Origin of the sequence: Thalassospira sp., assembly GCF_030690045.1 — a bacterium.
In the GTDB taxonomy this organism is placed as follows: Bacteria; Pseudomonadota; Alphaproteobacteria; order Rhodospirillales; family Thalassospiraceae; genus Thalassospira.
This window is the reverse complement of record NZ_JAUYHK010000005.1, coordinates 118,462-135,273: the sequence shown is the minus strand read 5'-3', so window position 1 is coordinate 135,273 and position 16,812 is coordinate 118,462. Positions and strand designations below refer to the sequence as shown.

At 56.7% G+C, this 16,812-nt stretch carries 18 protein-coding genes; 6 read left to right on the top strand and 12 right to left on the bottom strand.

Translation table 11 applies throughout. The features are described 5' to 3' along the window. The first annotated feature begins 27 nt into the window (after positions 1–27). Positions 28–519: a hypothetical protein gene (locus Q8O73_RS02935; protein ID WP_305554692.1), complete on the top strand. Its 492-nt coding sequence runs from the start codon at positions 28–30 to the stop codon at positions 517–519. A gap of 66 nt (positions 520–585) precedes the next feature. Next, the gene (locus Q8O73_RS02930; RefSeq protein WP_305554689.1) at positions 586–1,134 is read left to right on the top strand and encodes a sugar O-acetyltransferase; all 549 of its coding nucleotides are present in this window, start codon (positions 586–588) and stop codon (positions 1,132–1,134) included. Positions 1,135–1,152: 18 nt separating this feature from the next. On the opposite strand, the gene Q8O73_RS02925 is transcribed toward Q8O73_RS02930, so the two are convergent. From Q8O73_RS02925 to Q8O73_RS02915, 3 genes are all read right to left on the bottom strand, one after another. After that, a complete protein-coding gene (locus Q8O73_RS02925; protein ID WP_305554686.1) occupies positions 1,153–1,473 on the bottom strand; it encodes a type II toxin-antitoxin system RelE/ParE family toxin in 321 nt (106 codons plus the stop codon). After that, on the bottom strand, positions 1,460–1,705 hold the full coding sequence (locus tag Q8O73_RS02920) for a type II toxin-antitoxin system ParD family antitoxin (RefSeq protein ID WP_305554683.1): 246 nt from the start codon (positions 1,703–1,705) through the stop codon (positions 1,460–1,462). The genes Q8O73_RS02925 and Q8O73_RS02920 overlap by 14 nt, the downstream gene beginning before the upstream one ends. A gap of 115 nt (positions 1,706–1,820) precedes the next feature. Then, positions 1,821–3,023: an FAD-dependent monooxygenase gene (locus Q8O73_RS02915; RefSeq protein WP_305554680.1), complete on the bottom strand. Its 1,203-nt coding sequence runs from the start codon at positions 3,021–3,023 to the stop codon at positions 1,821–1,823. A gap of 204 nt (positions 3,024–3,227) precedes the next feature. Between Q8O73_RS02915 and Q8O73_RS02910 the strand changes: the two genes are divergently transcribed. Beyond that, positions 3,228–3,563, top strand: a complete 336-nt coding sequence (locus Q8O73_RS02910; protein ID WP_305554677.1) for a multidrug efflux SMR transporter — start codon at positions 3,228–3,230, stop codon at positions 3,561–3,563. Positions 3,564–3,698: 135 nt separating this feature from the next. Here the strand turns inward: Q8O73_RS02910 and Q8O73_RS02905 are convergent, their stop codons facing one another. Continuing rightward, a complete protein-coding gene (locus tag Q8O73_RS02905; RefSeq protein ID WP_305554674.1) occupies positions 3,699–4,163 on the bottom strand; it encodes a RidA family protein in 465 nt (154 codons plus the stop codon). Between the two features lie 197 nt (positions 4,164–4,360). On the opposite strand from Q8O73_RS02905, the gene Q8O73_RS02900 reads away from it, so the two are divergent. Together Q8O73_RS02900 and Q8O73_RS02895 are read left to right on the top strand one after the other, a co-directional pair. Beyond that, positions 4,361–5,263 (top strand): DMT family transporter, encoded by a 903-nt coding sequence (locus Q8O73_RS02900; RefSeq protein WP_305554671.1) that lies wholly within the window; start codon positions 4,361–4,363, stop codon positions 5,261–5,263. A 63-nt stretch (positions 5,264–5,326) separates the two neighbouring features. Continuing rightward, on the top strand, positions 5,327–5,953 hold the full coding sequence (locus Q8O73_RS02895; RefSeq protein WP_305554668.1) for a TetR/AcrR family transcriptional regulator: 627 nt from the start codon (positions 5,327–5,329) through the stop codon (positions 5,951–5,953). A gap of 5 nt (positions 5,954–5,958) precedes the next feature. Here the strand turns inward: Q8O73_RS02895 and Q8O73_RS02890 are convergent, their stop codons facing one another. The 4 genes from Q8O73_RS02890 to Q8O73_RS02875 form a co-directional block, all read right to left on the bottom strand. Then, positions 5,959–6,777 carry a class III extradiol ring-cleavage dioxygenase gene (locus Q8O73_RS02890; RefSeq protein WP_305554665.1) on the bottom strand — a complete coding sequence of 273 codons (819 nt, stop codon included), beginning with the start codon at positions 6,775–6,777 and terminating at the stop codon, positions 5,959–5,961. Positions 6,778–6,926: 149 nt separating this feature from the next. Then, the gene (locus tag Q8O73_RS02885) at positions 6,927–7,139 is read right to left on the bottom strand and encodes a DUF3185 family protein (RefSeq protein WP_305554662.1); all 213 of its coding nucleotides are present in this window, start codon (positions 7,137–7,139) and stop codon (positions 6,927–6,929) included. Between the two features lie 186 nt (positions 7,140–7,325). Next, positions 7,326–9,134, bottom strand: a complete 1,809-nt coding sequence (locus Q8O73_RS02880) for an autotransporter outer membrane beta-barrel domain-containing protein (protein ID WP_305554659.1) — start codon at positions 9,132–9,134, stop codon at positions 7,326–7,328. A gap of 437 nt (positions 9,135–9,571) precedes the next feature. Next, on the bottom strand, positions 9,572–10,315 hold the full coding sequence (locus tag Q8O73_RS02875; protein ID WP_305554656.1) for an SDR family NAD(P)-dependent oxidoreductase: 744 nt from the start codon (positions 10,313–10,315) through the stop codon (positions 9,572–9,574). Positions 10,316–10,407: 92 nt separating this feature from the next. On the opposite strand from Q8O73_RS02875, the gene Q8O73_RS02870 reads away from it, so the two are divergent. Continuing rightward, a complete protein-coding gene (locus Q8O73_RS02870; protein ID WP_305554653.1) occupies positions 10,408–10,965 on the top strand; it encodes a TetR/AcrR family transcriptional regulator in 558 nt (185 codons plus the stop codon). A 1-nt stretch (position 10,966) separates the two neighbouring features. On the opposite strand, the gene Q8O73_RS02865 is transcribed toward Q8O73_RS02870, so the two are convergent. From Q8O73_RS02865 to Q8O73_RS02850, 4 genes are all read right to left on the bottom strand, one after another. Next, positions 10,967–11,191, bottom strand: a complete 225-nt coding sequence (locus Q8O73_RS02865) for a hypothetical protein (RefSeq protein WP_305554650.1) — start codon at positions 11,189–11,191, stop codon at positions 10,967–10,969. Positions 11,192–11,315: 124 nt separating this feature from the next. Beyond that, on the bottom strand, positions 11,316–11,525 hold the full coding sequence (locus Q8O73_RS02860; RefSeq protein WP_305554647.1) for a DUF3185 family protein: 210 nt from the start codon (positions 11,523–11,525) through the stop codon (positions 11,316–11,318). Between the two features lie 91 nt (positions 11,526–11,616). Next, complete coding sequence (locus tag Q8O73_RS02855; RefSeq protein ID WP_305554644.1) at positions 11,617–12,177, bottom strand: isochorismatase family protein; 561 nt, start codon at positions 12,175–12,177, stop codon at positions 11,617–11,619. A gap of 79 nt (positions 12,178–12,256) precedes the next feature. Beyond that, positions 12,257–15,943, bottom strand: coding sequence for a vitamin B12-dependent ribonucleotide reductase (locus Q8O73_RS02850; protein ID WP_305554641.1), 3,687 nt, complete (start codon positions 15,941–15,943; stop codon positions 12,257–12,259). Positions 15,944–16,812: the final 869 nt, after the last annotated feature.

The window sequence follows — 16,812 nt, the reverse complement described above, 5'->3', positions numbered from 1 at the left end:
GGGGCGCTGCATCAGGAGAGCAAGAGGATGGAAAAGACCGTGTTGCGGAGATGGCGGATGGCCGGGCTGGCCGGATGTGCCGGGGTTCTGGCTGCGGCAATGATGCCCGCCACTGCCCATGCCGCCCCGCAGGTGATTGAACTGACGCAAACCGGGTGTCAGTTTCTGGAACCCGAAGGCAAGGATCATGGTTATGAAACCCGCAAGAAAGCCGATTGTGAAACCATCAATGGCGACAGCGGGGCGCAACGGCTGGCGCAATCGAATGTCATGCGGGTCAGTGCCGGGGATTTCATTTTTCGCGTTGCCAATGAAAATGTGCCCTATGAGCTGGGCTTTTGGATCCGCGATGTTGACTATGACTGGACCGACAAGATTTTGAACCAGAAGATTTCGGTGTCTGGCGGTGGGCTGCGTCAGGGCAAGACAAAGGATTACGCCGTCACCCTGACGCCCGGTGAATATGTTTATTCCTGTCCGTTAAACCCGACGCCCAATTACCGGCTGATTGTGGAATAACGGCTTTCCTTTCCCCCGCCGTATCGGGCATTCTGGCATCAGAAACCCAAACAGGGCGGGGGAAAGATGCACCGGACGGAACGCGACAAAATGGCGGTGGGGGAATGGTATTGCTGCCTTGACCCGGAACTTGAAAAATTGCGCAGTGCTGCCCGCGCCGCCGCATTTGACCACAGCACCACCCACCCCGACCGGCGCGGCAATATCGGCGCGACATTGCGTGCCCTGTTTGCGGCCTGTGCCGATGATGCGCGGATCGAGGCGCCGTTTCATTGTTCTTACGGTATTCATATCACGCTGGGGGCGGGGGTGTTTATCAATACCGGATGTGTGATCCTTGACAGCGCGCCGGTCATGATTGGCGATGGCACGATGTTGGGCCCGCATGTGCAAATCTATTGTGCGCAGCATCACAAGGATGCGGATTTGCGCAAAGGCGGCCTTGAAATCGCCAAACCGGTGACGATTGGCAAGAATGTCTGGATCGGCGGGGCGGCGGTGATTTTGGCCGGGATCCATATTGGCGATGATGCAATTGTCGGTGCCGGGGCGGTGGTGACAAAGGATGTGCCGCCGGGGGTGACGGTGGTGGGGAATCCGGCGCGGGTTGTGTGAGGATGCGGCCCGGCCTGCTTATCTGTCAATCGCATGCAGGATGTCCTGCCAGTTTTGCGAACCGCCCAAAAGGCGCAGGATAGTGATGTGATCGGGATCAACGCGATAGACGATCAGCGATGAGCCAAAGGGATGAAGGCGGACCGGCGGGGAGAATTCCGGGCGTTCGCGCGCCATCGTTGGCATATCGGCGAGGATATCAAACAAATGCACAAGATCGTCAATGAATCGGTCGGCCTGGGCGACAGACCATGTTTCCGCGCTGTAACGCCATATGTCGTCCAGATCGGCAATTGCCTTGTGTGTCAGTTGATAACCGGCAGACCTAGCGGACGACATGGCGCTCGCGCATGCGCAGCTTGAAGTCGGTCGCGTCAAAATTTTCAGCAATGCCGCTTTGCAGGCCCTCGTCAATGGCGGCTTGCAGGGTGGCGATGGCGGTCTGGCGTTCCTGATCCTTGCGGATCAGATCGCGGACATAATCGCTGGCATTGCTGTAATCGCCGCTGGTTGTTCTGCTTTCGACCCATGTTTTCATCTGATCGGGCAGGGACACATTCATCGTTGCCATGGCATGCTCCTTTGCGAGGATCAGGCTAGTGCCTGTGGCAAATCATGTCAATTTATATGGCGAAGATTGCCATGTTCGCGGGGGTGACGGAAAAAACCTTCTTTGTGGGGCGTGATTATTCGCCAATCCCGGCCCGGATTGCCAGTTTGCGGAGCGGGGCGATTTTGTTGAGTGCGGTCAGGCCAAGACAGCGCAAATCGCGCAGCGGGCGGGGTTCGGCCATCGCCGCGCGGTTCAGGATATCAATGCCGCCGACCCGCGCCACCATGCGCGGGAAATTGCGGCGGTGATAGCGGGTCAGCAAACGGGCCGCACCGATATCGTCGCCGTCATTGCGGGCGGTGGCCAAAAGCCCGGCCAGGGTTTCGATGTCATGCAGGCTCATATTCAATCCTTGTGCGCCAATTGGCGGGACGACATGGGCGGCCTCGGCAATCAGGGCAAGGCGCGGGCCGGTCAGGCGGGCGGCGATTTGCGAGATCATCGGCCAGACGGCACGGCCCCCTGTGACCGCAAGCGTGCCAAACAGGCCCATTGTTTCATCCATCAGGGTTTGCGACAGGGTGGCATCATCCATCGCAAACAATGTGTCGGCCCGCCGGGCCGGGGTCATCCAGACCACGGACGAGCAGGGTTTGCCATTGTGATCGGGCATCGGCACAAGGGTCAATGGCCCGCCGGTGCGGTGGATTTCGGTGGAAATATTGTCGTGCGGCCGATCATGGGTGACGGCAAAGACAAGGGCGGACTGATCATATTGCCAGCGGCGATGCGTGATTCCGGCCATGTCGCGCAGGGCCGAATCGCGGCCATCGGCGGCAATGACCAGCCGGGTGGCGATGGTTTGCTGATCCGACAGGGTGACGGTGGCGGTATCTGTGCCGGGTGCCATGCCGGTCACCGCAACCCCCTGAAGGAATTGCACATTGGGCAATCCGGCCAGCCGGGCCAGCAAGGCGGTGCGGGCCGTCCGGTTGGTAATGTTCCAGCCGAAATGACCGTGACCGGTTTCGATGCCGTCAAAATCGGCGGTCTGACGCGGGGTGCGTTCGGCCCCGCCCGCATCAATGATCCGCATGACGCGCAACATCGCGCCGTTATCCTGCATCGCCTGCCACGCCCCGGCACGGGTCAGGGTGGCAATGCCCGGCTGTAAAAAGGCGGTGGTGCGCAGATCGGGGTGGTTGGCGGCATTGTGATCCGGGCTGGCGGGGGCGGGGTCAACCAGAATGATCTCATGACCATCGGCGGCCAGCCGTGCCGCCGCACTCATGCCGGCAATGCCGCCGCCTGCTATCAGAATGTCGGTGGTGATCATGATATGGTTTCCTGCCTGTCTGCTTTGGGGCAATGTGCCTTGATATGGATTTGTACGCAACGGCTTTGCCGCCCGATTTGCCTGGCCCGTTCATCATCGGGCGGGGGCGTCTTGAAAATTTCACTTGCCTGCAAGGCCGATCAGTTGCATTGCCCCGGATAATTACGGGTAGGATGCCGGGTTTGCAAAGCAGGAAACATGACAATGACGGCCATGACGGCGTGGATTTATCTGTTGGGCGCGATCACGCTTGAGGTGTGCGCGACAACGTCGCTTAAATTTTCCAACGGATTCAGCGACTGGCGCTTTACCGTGCTGAGCCTGACGCTTTACGGGTTGAGTTTCTGGGTTCTGGCCCTGACCTTGCGCGTCATGCCGATCAGTACGGCCTATGCGGTGTGGTCCGGGCTGGGGACGGCGGTGGTGGCGGTGATTGGCATTCTGGTGTTCAAGGAACCGGCAAGTGCCTTAAAAGCGCTGTTTCTGGTGATGATTATTGGCGGTGTTGTCGGGCTGAACGCCATTTCCGGCAGACATTGAGCGGGCCTGTTATTGCCGGGCGAGACTGTTTTTAATGCCGGTCTGATCGGCTTTTTGTGCCGCACCCTTTGCGCATGAAAAAGCCGGGCGATGGGCCCGGCTTTTGGGGATTGTTGCGGGTTGTGTCGGGTGCGATCAGGCGATTTCAAAAATTCCGTCGATTTCCACGGCCACACCCAGCGGCAGCGACGCCACGCCGACAGCGGCACGGGCATGTTTGCCAGCATCGCCGAAAATTTCGACCATGGTGTCCGATGCGCCATTGACCACCTTGGGCTGATCGGTGAAATCGGGCATGGAATTGACAAAGGCGTTGAGTTTGACAACGCGGGTGACGTTATCAAGGTCGCCAATCGCGGCACGCAATTGCGCAATCAGATTGAGCGCGCAGAGGCGGGCGGCCTTTTGGCCCTGTTCCACGTCATAATCGCGGCCGAGCTTGCCGACAAATTTCAATTCGCCATTTTCCATGGTGATCTGGCCGGAAACATGCACCAGATTGCCCGATTGCACATAGGGCACATAATTGGCGACCGGGGCATTGGCGGCGGGCAGGGTGATGCCAAGGTCGGCAAGGCGGGTTTCGATTTTTCCAGACATGGTGTGTCTCCTTTGGGGGCGAAATGTGCTGCGCAGCTTATCGGTGAAAGGCGGCAAACGAAACCGTTTCTTTAACGCCCGGCAGGCAAAAAGCGACATAAGCAGGGCTAATAGAGCGCATCAGCAATGATGATTTGTGGTTTGGGTAAAACTGTCGCACAAACAACATCATGACGGGGAAACAACAGGACGGGGCAATGACCGACGGGGCAAAGGCACAAACAGGATGGCATGGCGGCTGGTTCGTTCTGGCCGGGGTGACGATCCTGAGCCCCGATGCCTTGCTGGTGCGGCTGATCGGGGCCGATGAGATGACGACGGCCTTTTGGCGGTTGCTGTTATTGGGGTTGACCCTGTTGCTGGCGGCGGTGTGGCGCGGGGTGCGGCGGCGGCAATCCTTGCGCCATGCGGTGATGCCGACACGCGATGACATGCTGGCCGGGGCATTTTATGGCGGCACCAGCCTGTGTTTCATCCTGTCGATCAAAAATACCGATGTGGCCAATACGCTGGTGATTATTGCGGCGACGCCGCTGATTGCCGGGCTGATCGGGGTGTTTTTGTTTCGGCGCCAACAGGCGCTGCGTACCTGGATTGCCTCGATTGTGGTGTTTGTCTCGCTGGCGGTGATTGTCGGGCAGGGGCTGGGCGGGGTCAATATGAAGGGGGATTTGCTGGCGCTGGGAACGGCGGTGTGTCTGGCCTGTTATTTCAATGTACTGGGCGTCAAAATCCATATCGACAGTGTGCGGGCGATGATGGCCGGGGCATTTCTGGCAACCGCCGTGGTCGCGCCAATGTCCCATCCAGCCGCGATTGCCGGGCTGGATTTCGTCTGGTTGCTGTTGCTGGGCTGTCTGGTGTTGCCATTGTCATTCACCCTGATTTCACGCGGGGCAAAACATATTCCCGCCGCCGAGGTCGGGCTGATCATGCTGGCCGAGGCGATTTTCGGATCGATCCTGGTGTGGATTTTTATTGGCGAAGTGCCAACCGCGGTGACCTTTATTGCCGGGGGGATTGTGATTGCCACCCTTGCGCTGCACAGCCTGATGGCGTTGCGCGATCACCGGCAGCGGCGCAAAATACCGACCGCTTGACGGGGGACATGATTGCAGATAAATGAGTTTACTCAATGAGTGTGCTCATTTAAGGGGAATCCGATGAATATCCGTTCGCAGCGCCGCGAGGAAACCCGCGAAAAAATTCTGGAAGCCGCCCGGCACTGTTTTGGATCGGCCGGGTTCGATGCGACATCCACCCGCGAGATCGCCCAGCGGGCCGGGGTGGCCGAAGGCACGGTTTTTGCGCATTTTCCGACCAAGGAAGAATTGCTGGTGACCTGTGTCGGCGATCAGATGGCCGCCGTGATCGAACGCGCCCTGCATACCATGGACCCGGAATGGTCTTTGCCGGACAAACTGATGCATGTTGCCGCCTGCCGGTTTGAACAGGTGTGTTTGCAGCCGGAAATGTGGCGGGTATTGATGAGCCAGATTGCCTTTTCCCCGCGCAAGGGGGCGGTGCATCAGGTGATGGCCAATAGCGGCCTGATCGCCGCCACCCGGGCGATTATTGAAGAAGCACAGCTGAATGGTGAAATTGACCCGGATCTTGACCCGGTGCTGGTTTTCAAAACCATCATGGCGCTGTTTTTATTCACCATTCACGACCATATGAGTTCGGGCAATTTTGACAGCGAGGACATGTGCGCCACCCTGCGCGAACTGGTCGAACTTCAGGTGCGCGGTATCTGGTTGCACCGTGGCGACAAGCCGGTCGAAAATTAACGACGTTAACTTTCCGCCCCGGCGGGGGTGGCAAAGCGCAGGGCAGTCATGGCCAGAGTGCCAAATTCGTAGCTGTCATGCAGGATATGACCGTCATAATTGGCATCGGCAGCACCCAGCGCGACAAAAAACGGCATCAGATGATCGTCTTCGGGGTGGGCGCGCACGGCGTGGGGCGCACGGGCGCGATAATCAAGCAAACTGTCAATATCCCGCGCCGAGGCATGATCGATCATCCAGTTGCTGAAATCGCGGGCCCAGTCCACGACATGCGGGCCGTCATGCTGGTCCAGCAGGTGCAGATTATGGGTCATGGCCCCGCTGCCGATTACCAGAACGCCCCTATCGCGCAAATTGCGCAGTTTTTGGCCCAGCGTATAATGATCGGCCGGGGTGCCCTGCGCCAGCATGGACAGCTGAAACACCGGAATATCGGCGGCGGGACGGGCCAGAATCATCGGCATCCATGCCCCGTGATCCAGCCCGCGGGTGGCATCGGTCGCAGCGCCGATCAGATTGGCGATGTCGGCGGCCAGTTCCGGATCGCCCGCAACATCATAACGCAGGTCATAAAGCGGTTTGGGGAAGCCGTAAAAATCATGGATGGTTTCGGGTCGCGCGGCGGTGGAGATGGTCGGGGTGGCGGTTTGCCAATGGGCCGATACCATCAGGATGGCGCGGGCACCGTCAAGTTCGGTTCCCAGTTCGGTGGCAAAGAAATCAAAGGCCGGGGTGCTTTGGCGGGCAACCAGCATCGGCGAGCCATGCGAGATGAAGATCGGCGCAAGATTGCCGTGCTGTGCGGTAGAAACCGGGCTGGTCATGGTGGGGCACCTCGACATTCAAACAATATTGAGTGTGAATATGTGCCTGTTTCGTCCCCCTGACCAGTCATGGTTCGTCAACAGTGTGTTGCCATTGTCCGCGAAAGGGCGGGTTGGGGAAACAATGGCAACACACAGATCGCGGAAATTTAGCGGGCCTTGGCCCCAAACATCATCAGGATGAGCCCCCCGATGGCCGCCGCCGCACCGCCCACCAGATACCAGACGGTTTCATCGGTGTAACGGCCAAGGAAGGTTTCGGACAACTGATCGGCGGCACTGTCGGATGCGTTGAAGCCAACGATCAAAAGGGCAATGCCGATGATACAAATGACGATGCCTGCAAGACGACTGATGGGCATGGGGGCTCCTGTTATTTTGTTTGGATTTGCGCGTATCCCGGAAACCGGAACCGGTGTAACTGAAATCACAACGCGGCTTTGGGTAAGTTGTTCCCGCCGATAAACAATTGATCAGACGGGATGTCTGGCCAAATGCAAAACCCCCGATCTGTGACCGGGGGCTTGTTCATTGTATCGGGGCTGTTATCAGAAAGGCATCGATACACGGATTTCGATCGTACTGGTGTCGGTGTCATCGTCATCATTGGCGACCGACATCATGTGATTGAGGGCAAGTGTGCTTTTGAGGGGGCCGGTATCAAAACCCAAGCCGGCACGGATGCGTTGATTGCCATATTCGTTGAGGTTGCTGGCGAAAAATGGTGTGACGATCCCGATTGAACGCCCGTCATCGCCTGCAAGTTCAAAACCGTAAATGATCGTGCTGCCAATGGTATATTCGCTATAGTCCGAACGACTGGCAAGATAATTGCCTTCAAGGGCGGCATTCAGCCCCGTGAGGCTGTCAGACAGGCGTACACCGCCCCCAATATTGAACGCGGTTTTGTCATTGTTGATTTCATCGGTGAAATCGTAAATCAGGCCGGCTTCAAGGAAGGGCGAGATGGTCAGGTTTTGGGTCGGTGCGAAATCATAGGCGGCTTCGATGGCCGGTTTGATCTGACGGGTGTTCGAGGTTGTTTCGGCAACGACGGTGTTGTCGCTTTCGGTGTAGCCATCAACCGTTTTGCGGGCCGCAATAAAGGCCAGTGACGGGGTGAAAGATACCGCCGACAGGGTTTCTATCGGGCTGACCCGATAGGACGTGTTGACGGCGGCATACCACATGTCTGAATCGGTCTTGCCCGACACCGCATTGTTATCGCGCGTCACATCAATGTCGCCCATGCCAAAACCGGCCTGACCGGAAATGATCAGCCCCCTGATGGGGGCGTAGATCGCATAGGGTGAAACAACCCATCCCTTTTCCTGATAGGAACCGTCATTAAAGGACGTGGTAAGGTCGGTATCGTTATATCCGAGGGACAGACCCGCCGTCAGGCTTTCGGCAAACCTGTAATCCAGTCCGACATTGTAGCCCCAGACATCACCGTCATAGCGATTGTCATTGGCACCTCTGACATAGTCGTTATCGACCGACGTATACGACCCGTGCCCCCAAACCGTGAAGGGAGATGCCGTCGCAAAAGCGGAGCGACCGTCAACACCACTGGCACCGCCGGTATTGCCCTGATCTGTCGGGCCAAGGCCCAGCATGTGCATGCCTTCGCCGGTTGAACTGTCGAAACTGCCCATCATGGCGATACGGCGCAAGCCGTTATCATCTTTGGTCAGGCTGGTGGTGTGGCGGTGATAAGCCGGATCATCGACAAGGTTGGCATTTGCATCATCGTTGTCGCTGGTTCCGGTGCTGCCACTGCCGATGCCGGTCGATCCGCCCGTTGCGGTGCCAGCCGGGGTGCTAACGGCGGAAATTCGTGCGCCGATATTCTGTGCGATCACGGTCGTCTGGGACCGCGACACAGATGAGATGACGGTCGAAGATGTTGTGGATTCGCTGCTCTCTGGTGTTTCGGTTTCGGGGCTGGGTTCTACCGCTTCGTTGCATGACAATGTCACCGCAGTCTGGCCGCCGGTGTTAATCACCAAATTCAACCGACCGCTGGTTGTATTTCGCGGTATGGTGATGGTTTCATTTACCATACCGCCGATATTGATCGTTCCGTTACGGGTGATTGTCTGGTTGCCGTTGGCGATGTCTGTATAGGTGAAGGTGTAAGTGTCCGCGGTGCCGTTGTTTTCGGTGAGGCTGATGGATGCCGTTTCGTTCACCTCGAACGCCAGGTTCGAACCGCTTACGCCGTTTGAATTTCCGTTGAACGTCCACTGCGTACAACCCGCACTTTTGGCAAAAGCTTCAGCGGAAAATGTCGATACCGTGCCCGCCAGTGCCATGCCCAGCACGACGGGTCTCCTGAAAAGAGATGTGCCCATATATGTCCCCTCAGCCCCCTTTCCCCCTGCCTGGTCTTTTATCTCCTGGTTGCCGAAAACAGGGATGGCTGCATAGGTTGATTTATAAACAATATAATTTACCCGGACGCGAGATATCAGTGCATGATTAAAAATCAATTTCATAAATTGGGTGTCATCGTTGGCAACCGACATCATGCGGCTGAGTGCAAGTTTGCTGGTAAGTTGACTGGTATCAAGGCCAAACCCGCCGTGACAGGCAGGCGAAAGTCGTTTTCTGACATTAAGTGGATAGTCGTTGCGCAAAGTGGATAGGAGGGCCGGTTCTCGGGCCGCGCCGCATCACATCGTGATCATCCGGGCAGGGCGGCGAAACTCCGACTTTGCGCCGGTGTTTCGCCGCGAAATTGCCTAGAAATTTTCGTGACGTCGCAAGACGGATGCCTTGCGCCATGTTTTCAGACCGCGACGAAGCCGCCATCGACAAGCAGTTCCTCGCCGCCTATGAAGCTGCTTTCGTCCGATGCCAGAAACAGCACCGTCTTGGCAATTTCTTCGGTCCGGGCCAGTCTGCCGAACGGAATGGCTTGCTGCATCCATTCTTCTGCACCGGTATTGTTTTGCAGATAGGTCTGCATCGCGGGTGTCAGGACCATACCGGGTGAAACGACGTTCACACGAATGCCCCGGCTTTTCAGATCGGTCGTCCATGTTCGTGCAAACGAGCGGATCGCCGCCTTGGTGGCGCTATAGATAGACAGATTGGCAAAGCCCTTGCTGCCGGCACCCGATCCCGCCAACACCACAGCGCCGCCATCGGACATCAGGGGTAGGGCCTTTTGCACGGTGAAGACCATGCCTTTGACGTTGATGTTAAAGACGCGGTCAAAATGGTCTTCTTCGATGCTGCCAATGGGGGCGGATTCCGACACACCGGCATTTGCGAATACCACGTCCACACGGCGGTGATCGCGCTTTATTTGCGCGTACAGCCTGTCGATGTCGGCAAGATTGCTGACATCGCCCTGAACACCAATGGCGCCGTTGCCGATTTCCCTGAGCGCCTCGTCCAGACGGTCTTGCCGCCGGCCTGTGACGTAAACATGGGCACCTTCGGCTGCGAACGATCTGGCGGTTGTCAAACCGATGCCGTCCGTTCCGCCCGTGATCACCACGACCTTGTTTTCGAATCGTTTCGTCATGTTATCTGCTCTCTTTGTTAATAAGTGGAGAATTGCTCCACTTATTATATGGAGGTATCCTCCACTTGCAAGTCAAAGTGAGGCGGATTATTTTGGTCGACGAAACCCCATTGCGTGCCGATGCGCAGCTGAACAAGGAGCGAATCCTTGCCGCAGCCGAGGAAGTCTTTCTGGAGCGAGGGGCCGGTGCCTCTCTGGACGAGGTGGCAAAACGTGCCGGGGTCGGGATCGGGACGCTATATCGCCGCTTTCCTACGCGCGAGGCTCTTTTGGCCGCGACATACAGCGCCCGGTTCCTGTCTTTTGCGGAGACAAGCCGGTCCAGAGCAGCCGATCTTGACCCTCTGGACGCCTTGCGCACCTATCTTGAAGAACTCGTGCAATATTCGAATCTTTATCGGGGGTTTGCGGCGTCGCTCGGCACGGTTCTCCAGATTGGAACGGCCGGATGTCTCGCAACGACCGGGGAAGGGGCCCGATTACTGGCGCGTGCGCAGAATGCCGGGGCTGTTCGACCGGATATCAGCTTTAACGATCTGATATGTGTTGCGGTCGCAATCTCGCTTGCTACCGAGCATGACAGTTCACCGCACGCGCATATCGCGCATCTGGTTGGCGTGTTTATGAATGGAATTGCTGCCGTGTCGTGACCTAAAGGGCGATGTCGTGTTCGTCCTTGAACCGGGCATGCAGTTCAAAGGCCGCCTCGATATCGCCGACATCATCGCGATGTTCGGTGGCCGGGCCGCCGATATAGGAAGCATCAAGTTCAAGCGCCTGAATCAGCAAGTCGGCGACTTCGGCCTTGCGCTCCGCCACCGCCTGACGATGGGCAAGAATGATCTTGTCTGACAGACGACGGGCAGGTTGGGACATGGGAGCGCTCCACAAGGTTGAAACCGTTATCGAAGGACAAATCAGTATGGATCAGTTTTCATCCTGATAATATACGGATTTGTGTCGCCGGTTTCATCCTTGTGGATGCAGATTATTTTACAGATTATTTGCGGCCGCCAAAAATAAACAGCAGGCCACCGCCTACCGTCGCCGCCGCACCAACCACCAGATACCACATGGTTTCGTCGGTATAGCGACCCATGAACGTGTCTGAAAGTTGTTCGACGGCGGATTCCGATGCGTTATAGCCAAAGGCCAGAAGAACCAGCCCGACAACAAGAATAACGGCGCCCAGAATACGGTTCATTGGCATGTAAAATCTCCTGTGTTTGCTGTGTTTTTTATGAGAGACGACTTATAACACGCGAGGATGGGATGTAGTTTATTTTTGATTGTCGGCAATATCACGGCGATATTCTGGCAAGAATGGCATCCGACGAAACGATTTCACAATATTCCGATCCCAGAACCGCGGCAAACAGGTCAAACACGGTTTGTGCATCGTGACGGACGCCCTTGGTACCGGTGACGTCAATCGCCGTGGTGGCATCCAGCGGCAGGATGACCTCAAACCCCAGACAATGGGCGACCCGGATCGAGGCATCCATCGAATTGTGGATGACAACGCCGGTAAAGATCAGGCGGGTAATGCCATTGTCGCGCAGATGTTTTTCCAGTGCCGTGCCGACAAAGGCGCAATTGACCGTCTTGGCAATCACGGTTTCGCCGGGCAGGGGGCCGGTTTCGGGTTTGAAGGTGTTGCCCGGCCCGTTGACATGATAGGTCGATGCCGGGTCGGGTTCGTCATGGCGGATATGGATCACCGGCAGGTTTGCGGCGCGAAAGGCCGTAAGCAAGCGGAGGATCGTATCGACATAGCCGGGATTGTTTTTGGAGGCCCATTTCGGATCGTCGAAGGCCTTTTGCACATCAAGGACGATGAGGGCGGTGTTGGCAGTCGTCACAGAAAATATCCTTCAAAAGCAAACCGGTCGGGAAAGCCCGACCGGTTTGGCATATCAGAAAATCAAAAACGCGATTGTTTTACGAGCAGCCGGTCGTGCCGCCACAGGTATCGCATTTCAGGCAGGTGCCGTTGCGCACCAGCGTAAAGTTGCCGCATTCCGGGCAACCGTCGCCTTCATAGCCTTTCATGCGGGCTTCGCGGATTTTGTCCATTTTGCCATCGGTGGCGCTGATCACTTCTTCGCTGACCGACAGGATGGCGTTGTTGGTGGTCGTGGCCGAAACCGTCACGGAACCGGCATGATGATGATGGCCGTGATCGGTGCCGGTGGCCTTCATGGTGACGGTTTCCGAAACCGGCAGGCCACCATCGACGACATAGAGATTGCGCCGGACAAAGCCGCTGGACGCGACCTTGCGGATGGTTTCAATCGCCTGGTCTTCGCGCGATACGCCTTCGCCCAGCGCGCCTTCGGCGGTGCCTGATCCGACCGCGTCGGGCAGGACATCATCGGGCTGGACATGGGCAAGGTCATTGCGGCCCAGATAGGAAATCGCCAGTTCGCGGAACATGTAATCGAGGATCGAGGTTGCCATTTTGATGGCATCATTGCCCGACACCATGCCCGAAGGTTCAAACCGGGTGAAGGTGAAGGCCTCGACATATTCTTCGAGCGGCACGCCATATTGCAGGCCAATCGACACGGCAATCGCGAAATTGTTCATCAATGAGCGGAAAGCAGCGCCTTCCTTGTGCATGTCGATAAAGATTTCGCCCAGTTTGCCGTCTTCATATTCGCCGGTGCGCAGGTAAACCTTGTGACCGCCAACCGTGGCCTTTTGGGTATAACCCTTGCGGCGCGACGGCAGGGAACGACGGTCGCCGCGGATGACACGTTCGATGATTTTTTCGACGATTTTTTCCGATATCGCCGCGGCCTTGGCGGCGGTTGGCTGATCGGCGTAATCGTCTTCCTCGACCAGGGCGGAATTGAGCGGCTGGCTGAGTTTGGAGCCGTCTCGATACAGCGCATTGGCCTTGAGGCCGAGATTCCACGATTGCATATAGGCGTCTTTGCAATCCTGGATCGAGGCCGAGTTCGGCATATTGATGGTTTTGGAAATGGCGCCGGAAATAAACGGCTGGGCGGCAGCCATCATGCGGATATGGCTTTGTGCCGACAGATAGCGCTTGCCAATACGGCCACAGGGATTGGCGCAATCAAAGACGGCCAGATTTTCGTCGCGCAGATAGGGCGCGCCTTCAAGGGTCATCGCGCCGCAGACATAGGTATTGGCGAGTTCGATGGCCTTTTTGTCAAAGCCAAGGGCGGCCAGCATGTCGAAATCCATGCTGTTGATCGCCTTGGCATCAAGGCCAAGCTGATTGACGCAGAAATCATCGCCAAAGGTGTATTTGTTAAAGACGAATTTGATGTCAAAGGCATTGGCAAGCGAGGATTCGATTTTCGCCAGGGCTTCGTCATCAAAACCCTTGGCGCGCAGATCGTCATGGGTGATCGAGGGTGAGCCCTTAAGGGTGCCATGACCGACGGCATATTTCTCCATCTCGAGAATCTGCTTTTCGGTATAGCCCATCACGGCAAGGGCGACCGGAACCGTGCGGTTGATGATTTTGAAATATCCGCCACCGGCCAGTTTTTTGAATTTGACCAGCGCGAAATCCGGTTCGATCCCGGTGGTGTCGCAATCCATGACCAGACCAATGGTGCCGGTCGGGGCAATCACGGTTGTCTGGGCATTGCGATAACCATGCTTTTCACCCAGTTCCAGTGCCTTGTCCCATGCGGCACGGGCGGCAATCGGCAAGTCGGCATAGGGGCTGTCGGCGGCAACGAGGGGCACCGGTTTGATCGACAGGCCTTCGTAACCGTCCTGTTCGCCGTGGGCGGCACGGCGATGGTTGCGCATGACGCGCAGCATTTCCGGGGCATTTTCGCCGTAGCCGGGGAAGGCACCCAGTTCACCGGCCATTTCGGCCGAGGTGGCATAGGAAACGCCACACATGATCGCGGTCAGGGAGGCGCAAATCGCACGGCCTTCGTCGCTGTCATAGGAAATGCCCATGCTCATCAACAGGCCGCCGATATTGGCATAGCCAAGGCCGAGCGTACGGTAACGATAGGACAGTTCGGCGATGCGGTCTGACGGGAATTGCGCCATCAGAACCGAGATTTCCAGAACAATTGTCCACAGACGCACGGCATGTTCATAGGCCGCGACATCAACGCCGCCATCATCCGAACGGAAATTCATCAGATTGAGCGAGGCAAGGTTACAGGCGGTGTCATCCAGAAACATATATTCCGAACACGGATTGGACGCATTGATCCGGCCCGAATTGGGGCAGGTGTGCCATTCATTGATGGTGGTGTCGTACTGGATTCCCGGATCGGCACAGGCCCATGCGGCTTCGCTGACTTTTTCCCACAGATCGCGGGCCTGCATGGTTTCGGCGACCTTGCCGTCGGTCCGGCGGATCAGTTCCCATTTGCCATCATCGAGAACGGCCTGAAGGAAGGCATTGGAAACGCGCACCGAATTGTTGGAATTCTGGCCCGAAACCGTCAGATAGGCTTCGGAATCCCAATCGGTGTCATAGGTTTTGAAGCTGATTTCGGTGAAACCCTGACGGGCAAACTGGATGATCTTGTTGATATAGGAATCGGGGATCATCACCGCACGGGCGGCAAGGATTGCCTCTTTCAACTGCGGATTCTTGCGCGCATCAAGGCGATCTTCGGAATCGGCGGCACCATCCCAGTTATTGCAGGCAGAAAGAACGGCGGTAAGGTGCTTTTCAGCCAGTTTCGATCCGGCAACAAGGGCGGCGACCTTTTGTTCCTCGATCACTTTCCAGTTGATATAGTTTTCGATATCGGGGTGATCGATATCGACCACGACCATCTTGGCAGCGCGGCGGGTGGTGCCGCCCGATTTGATCGCGCCTGCGGCACGGTCGCCGATTTTAAGGAAGCTCATCAGGCCGGACGAACGCCCGCCACCCGACAGGGTTTCGCCTTCGCCGCGCACATTGGAGAAGTTCGACCCGGTGCCCGACCCGAATTTGAACAGGCGGGCTTCACGGATCCACAAATCCATGATGCCGCCTTCATTGACCAGATCGTCCGAAACCGACTGGATAAAGCAGGCGTGGGGCTGCGGATGTTCATAGGCGCTGGCCGATTTGGTCAGAACGCCGGTTTTGTAATCGACATAGGAATGGCCCTGCGCCGGACCATCAATGCCATAGGCCCAATGCAGGCCGGTATTGAACCATTGCGGCGAATTCGGTGCGCCCATCTGGTGCGACAATTGATAGCGCATTTCATCGAAAAAGGCGCGGGCATCGGATTCGGCATCAAAATAGCCGCCTTTCCAGCCCCAATAGGTCCAGGTGCCGGCCAGACGGTCAAAAACCTGGGTGGCGCTGGTTTCGCTGGTGGAGCGTTTTTCGGCGGGCATTTTGGCCAGTTTGGCGCGGTCGGCTTCCTGACGCCACAGCCATTCCGGCACGTCTTTTTCGCGCACCGGTTTTAAGGCCGTCGGAATACCGGCCTTGCGGAAATATTTCTGTGCGAGAACGTCGCTTGCCACCTGTGACCAGGACCCCGGTACATCGATGTCGTTCATTTCAAAAACGACAGATCCGTCAGGATTCTTGATTTTACAGGAAGATTTCCGGAATTCGATATCGGCATAGGGGCTGACATCTTCCTGGGTGAATTGTCTGGTGATCCGCATGGTTTGCTCCTTGGCGTGTCAGGCGAATTCGCACTTGCGGCGCGGTAAAACACCCTGACAGATTATATGGTTTGCTCACAACCGAAACGCAGCCCCAACCTTGAAATGGCTGATTTTATGGGCTGACGGAATATTTGTTATCGTATCTGGTATCCCCCCGCGGGATGGTGCGGGGTCTGTGCCCCGACGTCCGAACTATAGGTTCAGTTCCTGCGGTTAGTCTACCAAACATTGTGGTTGACATCGATTTTGTCACCACATCTGGTGTTTGCGCCGTCTGATGATCTTTTGCCGATGGTGTTAATAATATTCTAACGCCGCGAAGATGCCCGGAATTCTGCGCTTTTCAAACCACCCTTATGGTGTTTTGAAAAAGAGAATCGACGCTATATGTTGTAGCGGGGCAGGAATTCCTCCAGCCACGACCCACAGGTTAGACCTGTTTGAGGGGGGAATCCAGTGCCATGCCCGTCCTTGCAGAAACGGTTCTGTAACTTGCCAGATCAATCAGCATAACTATATGATATTTATGTTAAAAATTGGGGGTCCCGCTGTGCCGGTGTTCGGAAATTTGCTTCAGGATTGGGGGGAGAGACTTGCCGGGTTCTGTGGATAAGGGCGGGGACAAAGCCCGCAAACAGTTCAGTTGCCAAGAGTCGCCCGCCTACAAATTGTTGTGGGTGAATTTGGCAGGCGGTTTCGGGCAAGCCGTTTGCAGAAGATTGGGGCAATATCGGGTTGATGGCGGGCCTGAAACATTGACTTTGCGGAAACATCACGACATATAAAGTCGTTGTTGCAGGCGCGCATGGATTTGCGCGCCACTGCCCTATGGGCGGGACAGGAAAAATTTGGAGAGAGACCGCGAA

Bases quoted from the DNA above. Each gene is read 5' to 3' on its own strand.
- Q8O73_RS02885 (WP_305554662.1), bottom strand. From the start codon at position 7,139: ATGCCCATCAGTCGTCTTGCAGGCATCGTCATTTGTATCATCGGCATT.
- Q8O73_RS02860 (WP_305554647.1), bottom strand. From the start codon at position 11,525: ATGCCAATGAACCGTATTCTGGGCGCCGTTATTCTTGTTGTCGGGCTG.
- Q8O73_RS02895 (WP_305554668.1), top strand. From the start codon at position 5,327: ATGAATATCCGTTCGCAGCGCCGCGAGGAAACCCGCGAAAAAATTCTG.
- Q8O73_RS02910 (WP_305554677.1), top strand. From the start codon at position 3,228: ATGACGGCCATGACGGCGTGGATTTATCTGTTGGGCGCGATCACGCTT.
- Q8O73_RS02915 (WP_305554680.1), bottom strand. From the start codon at position 3,023: ATGATCACCACCGACATTCTGATAGCAGGCGGCGGCATTGCCGGCATG.
- Q8O73_RS02875 (WP_305554656.1), bottom strand. From the start codon at position 10,315: ATGACGAAACGATTCGAAAACAAGGTCGTGGTGATCACGGGCGGAACG.
- Q8O73_RS02925 (WP_305554686.1), bottom strand. From the start codon at position 1,473: ATGTCGTCCGCTAGGTCTGCCGGTTATCAACTGACACACAAGGCAATT.
- Q8O73_RS02850 (WP_305554641.1), bottom strand. From the start codon at position 15,943: ATGCGGATCACCAGACAATTCACCCAGGAAGATGTCAGCCCCTATGCC.
- Q8O73_RS02890 (WP_305554665.1), bottom strand. From the start codon at position 6,777: ATGACCAGCCCGGTTTCTACCGCACAGCACGGCAATCTTGCGCCGATC.
- Q8O73_RS02930 (WP_305554689.1), top strand. From the start codon at position 586: ATGCACCGGACGGAACGCGACAAAATGGCGGTGGGGGAATGGTATTGC.
- Q8O73_RS02935 (WP_305554692.1), top strand. From the start codon at position 28: ATGGAAAAGACCGTGTTGCGGAGATGGCGGATGGCCGGGCTGGCCGGA.
- Q8O73_RS02920 (WP_305554683.1), bottom strand. From the start codon at position 1,705: ATGGCAACGATGAATGTGTCCCTGCCCGATCAGATGAAAACATGGGTC.
- Q8O73_RS02905 (WP_305554674.1), bottom strand. From the start codon at position 4,163: ATGTCTGGAAAAATCGAAACCCGCCTTGCCGACCTTGGCATCACCCTG.
- Q8O73_RS02865 (WP_305554650.1), bottom strand. From the start codon at position 11,191: ATGTCCCAACCTGCCCGTCGTCTGTCAGACAAGATCATTCTTGCCCAT.
- Q8O73_RS02900 (WP_305554671.1), top strand. From the start codon at position 4,361: ATGACCGACGGGGCAAAGGCACAAACAGGATGGCATGGCGGCTGGTTC.
- Q8O73_RS02880 (WP_305554659.1), bottom strand. From the start codon at position 9,134: ATGGGCACATCTCTTTTCAGGAGACCCGTCGTGCTGGGCATGGCACTG.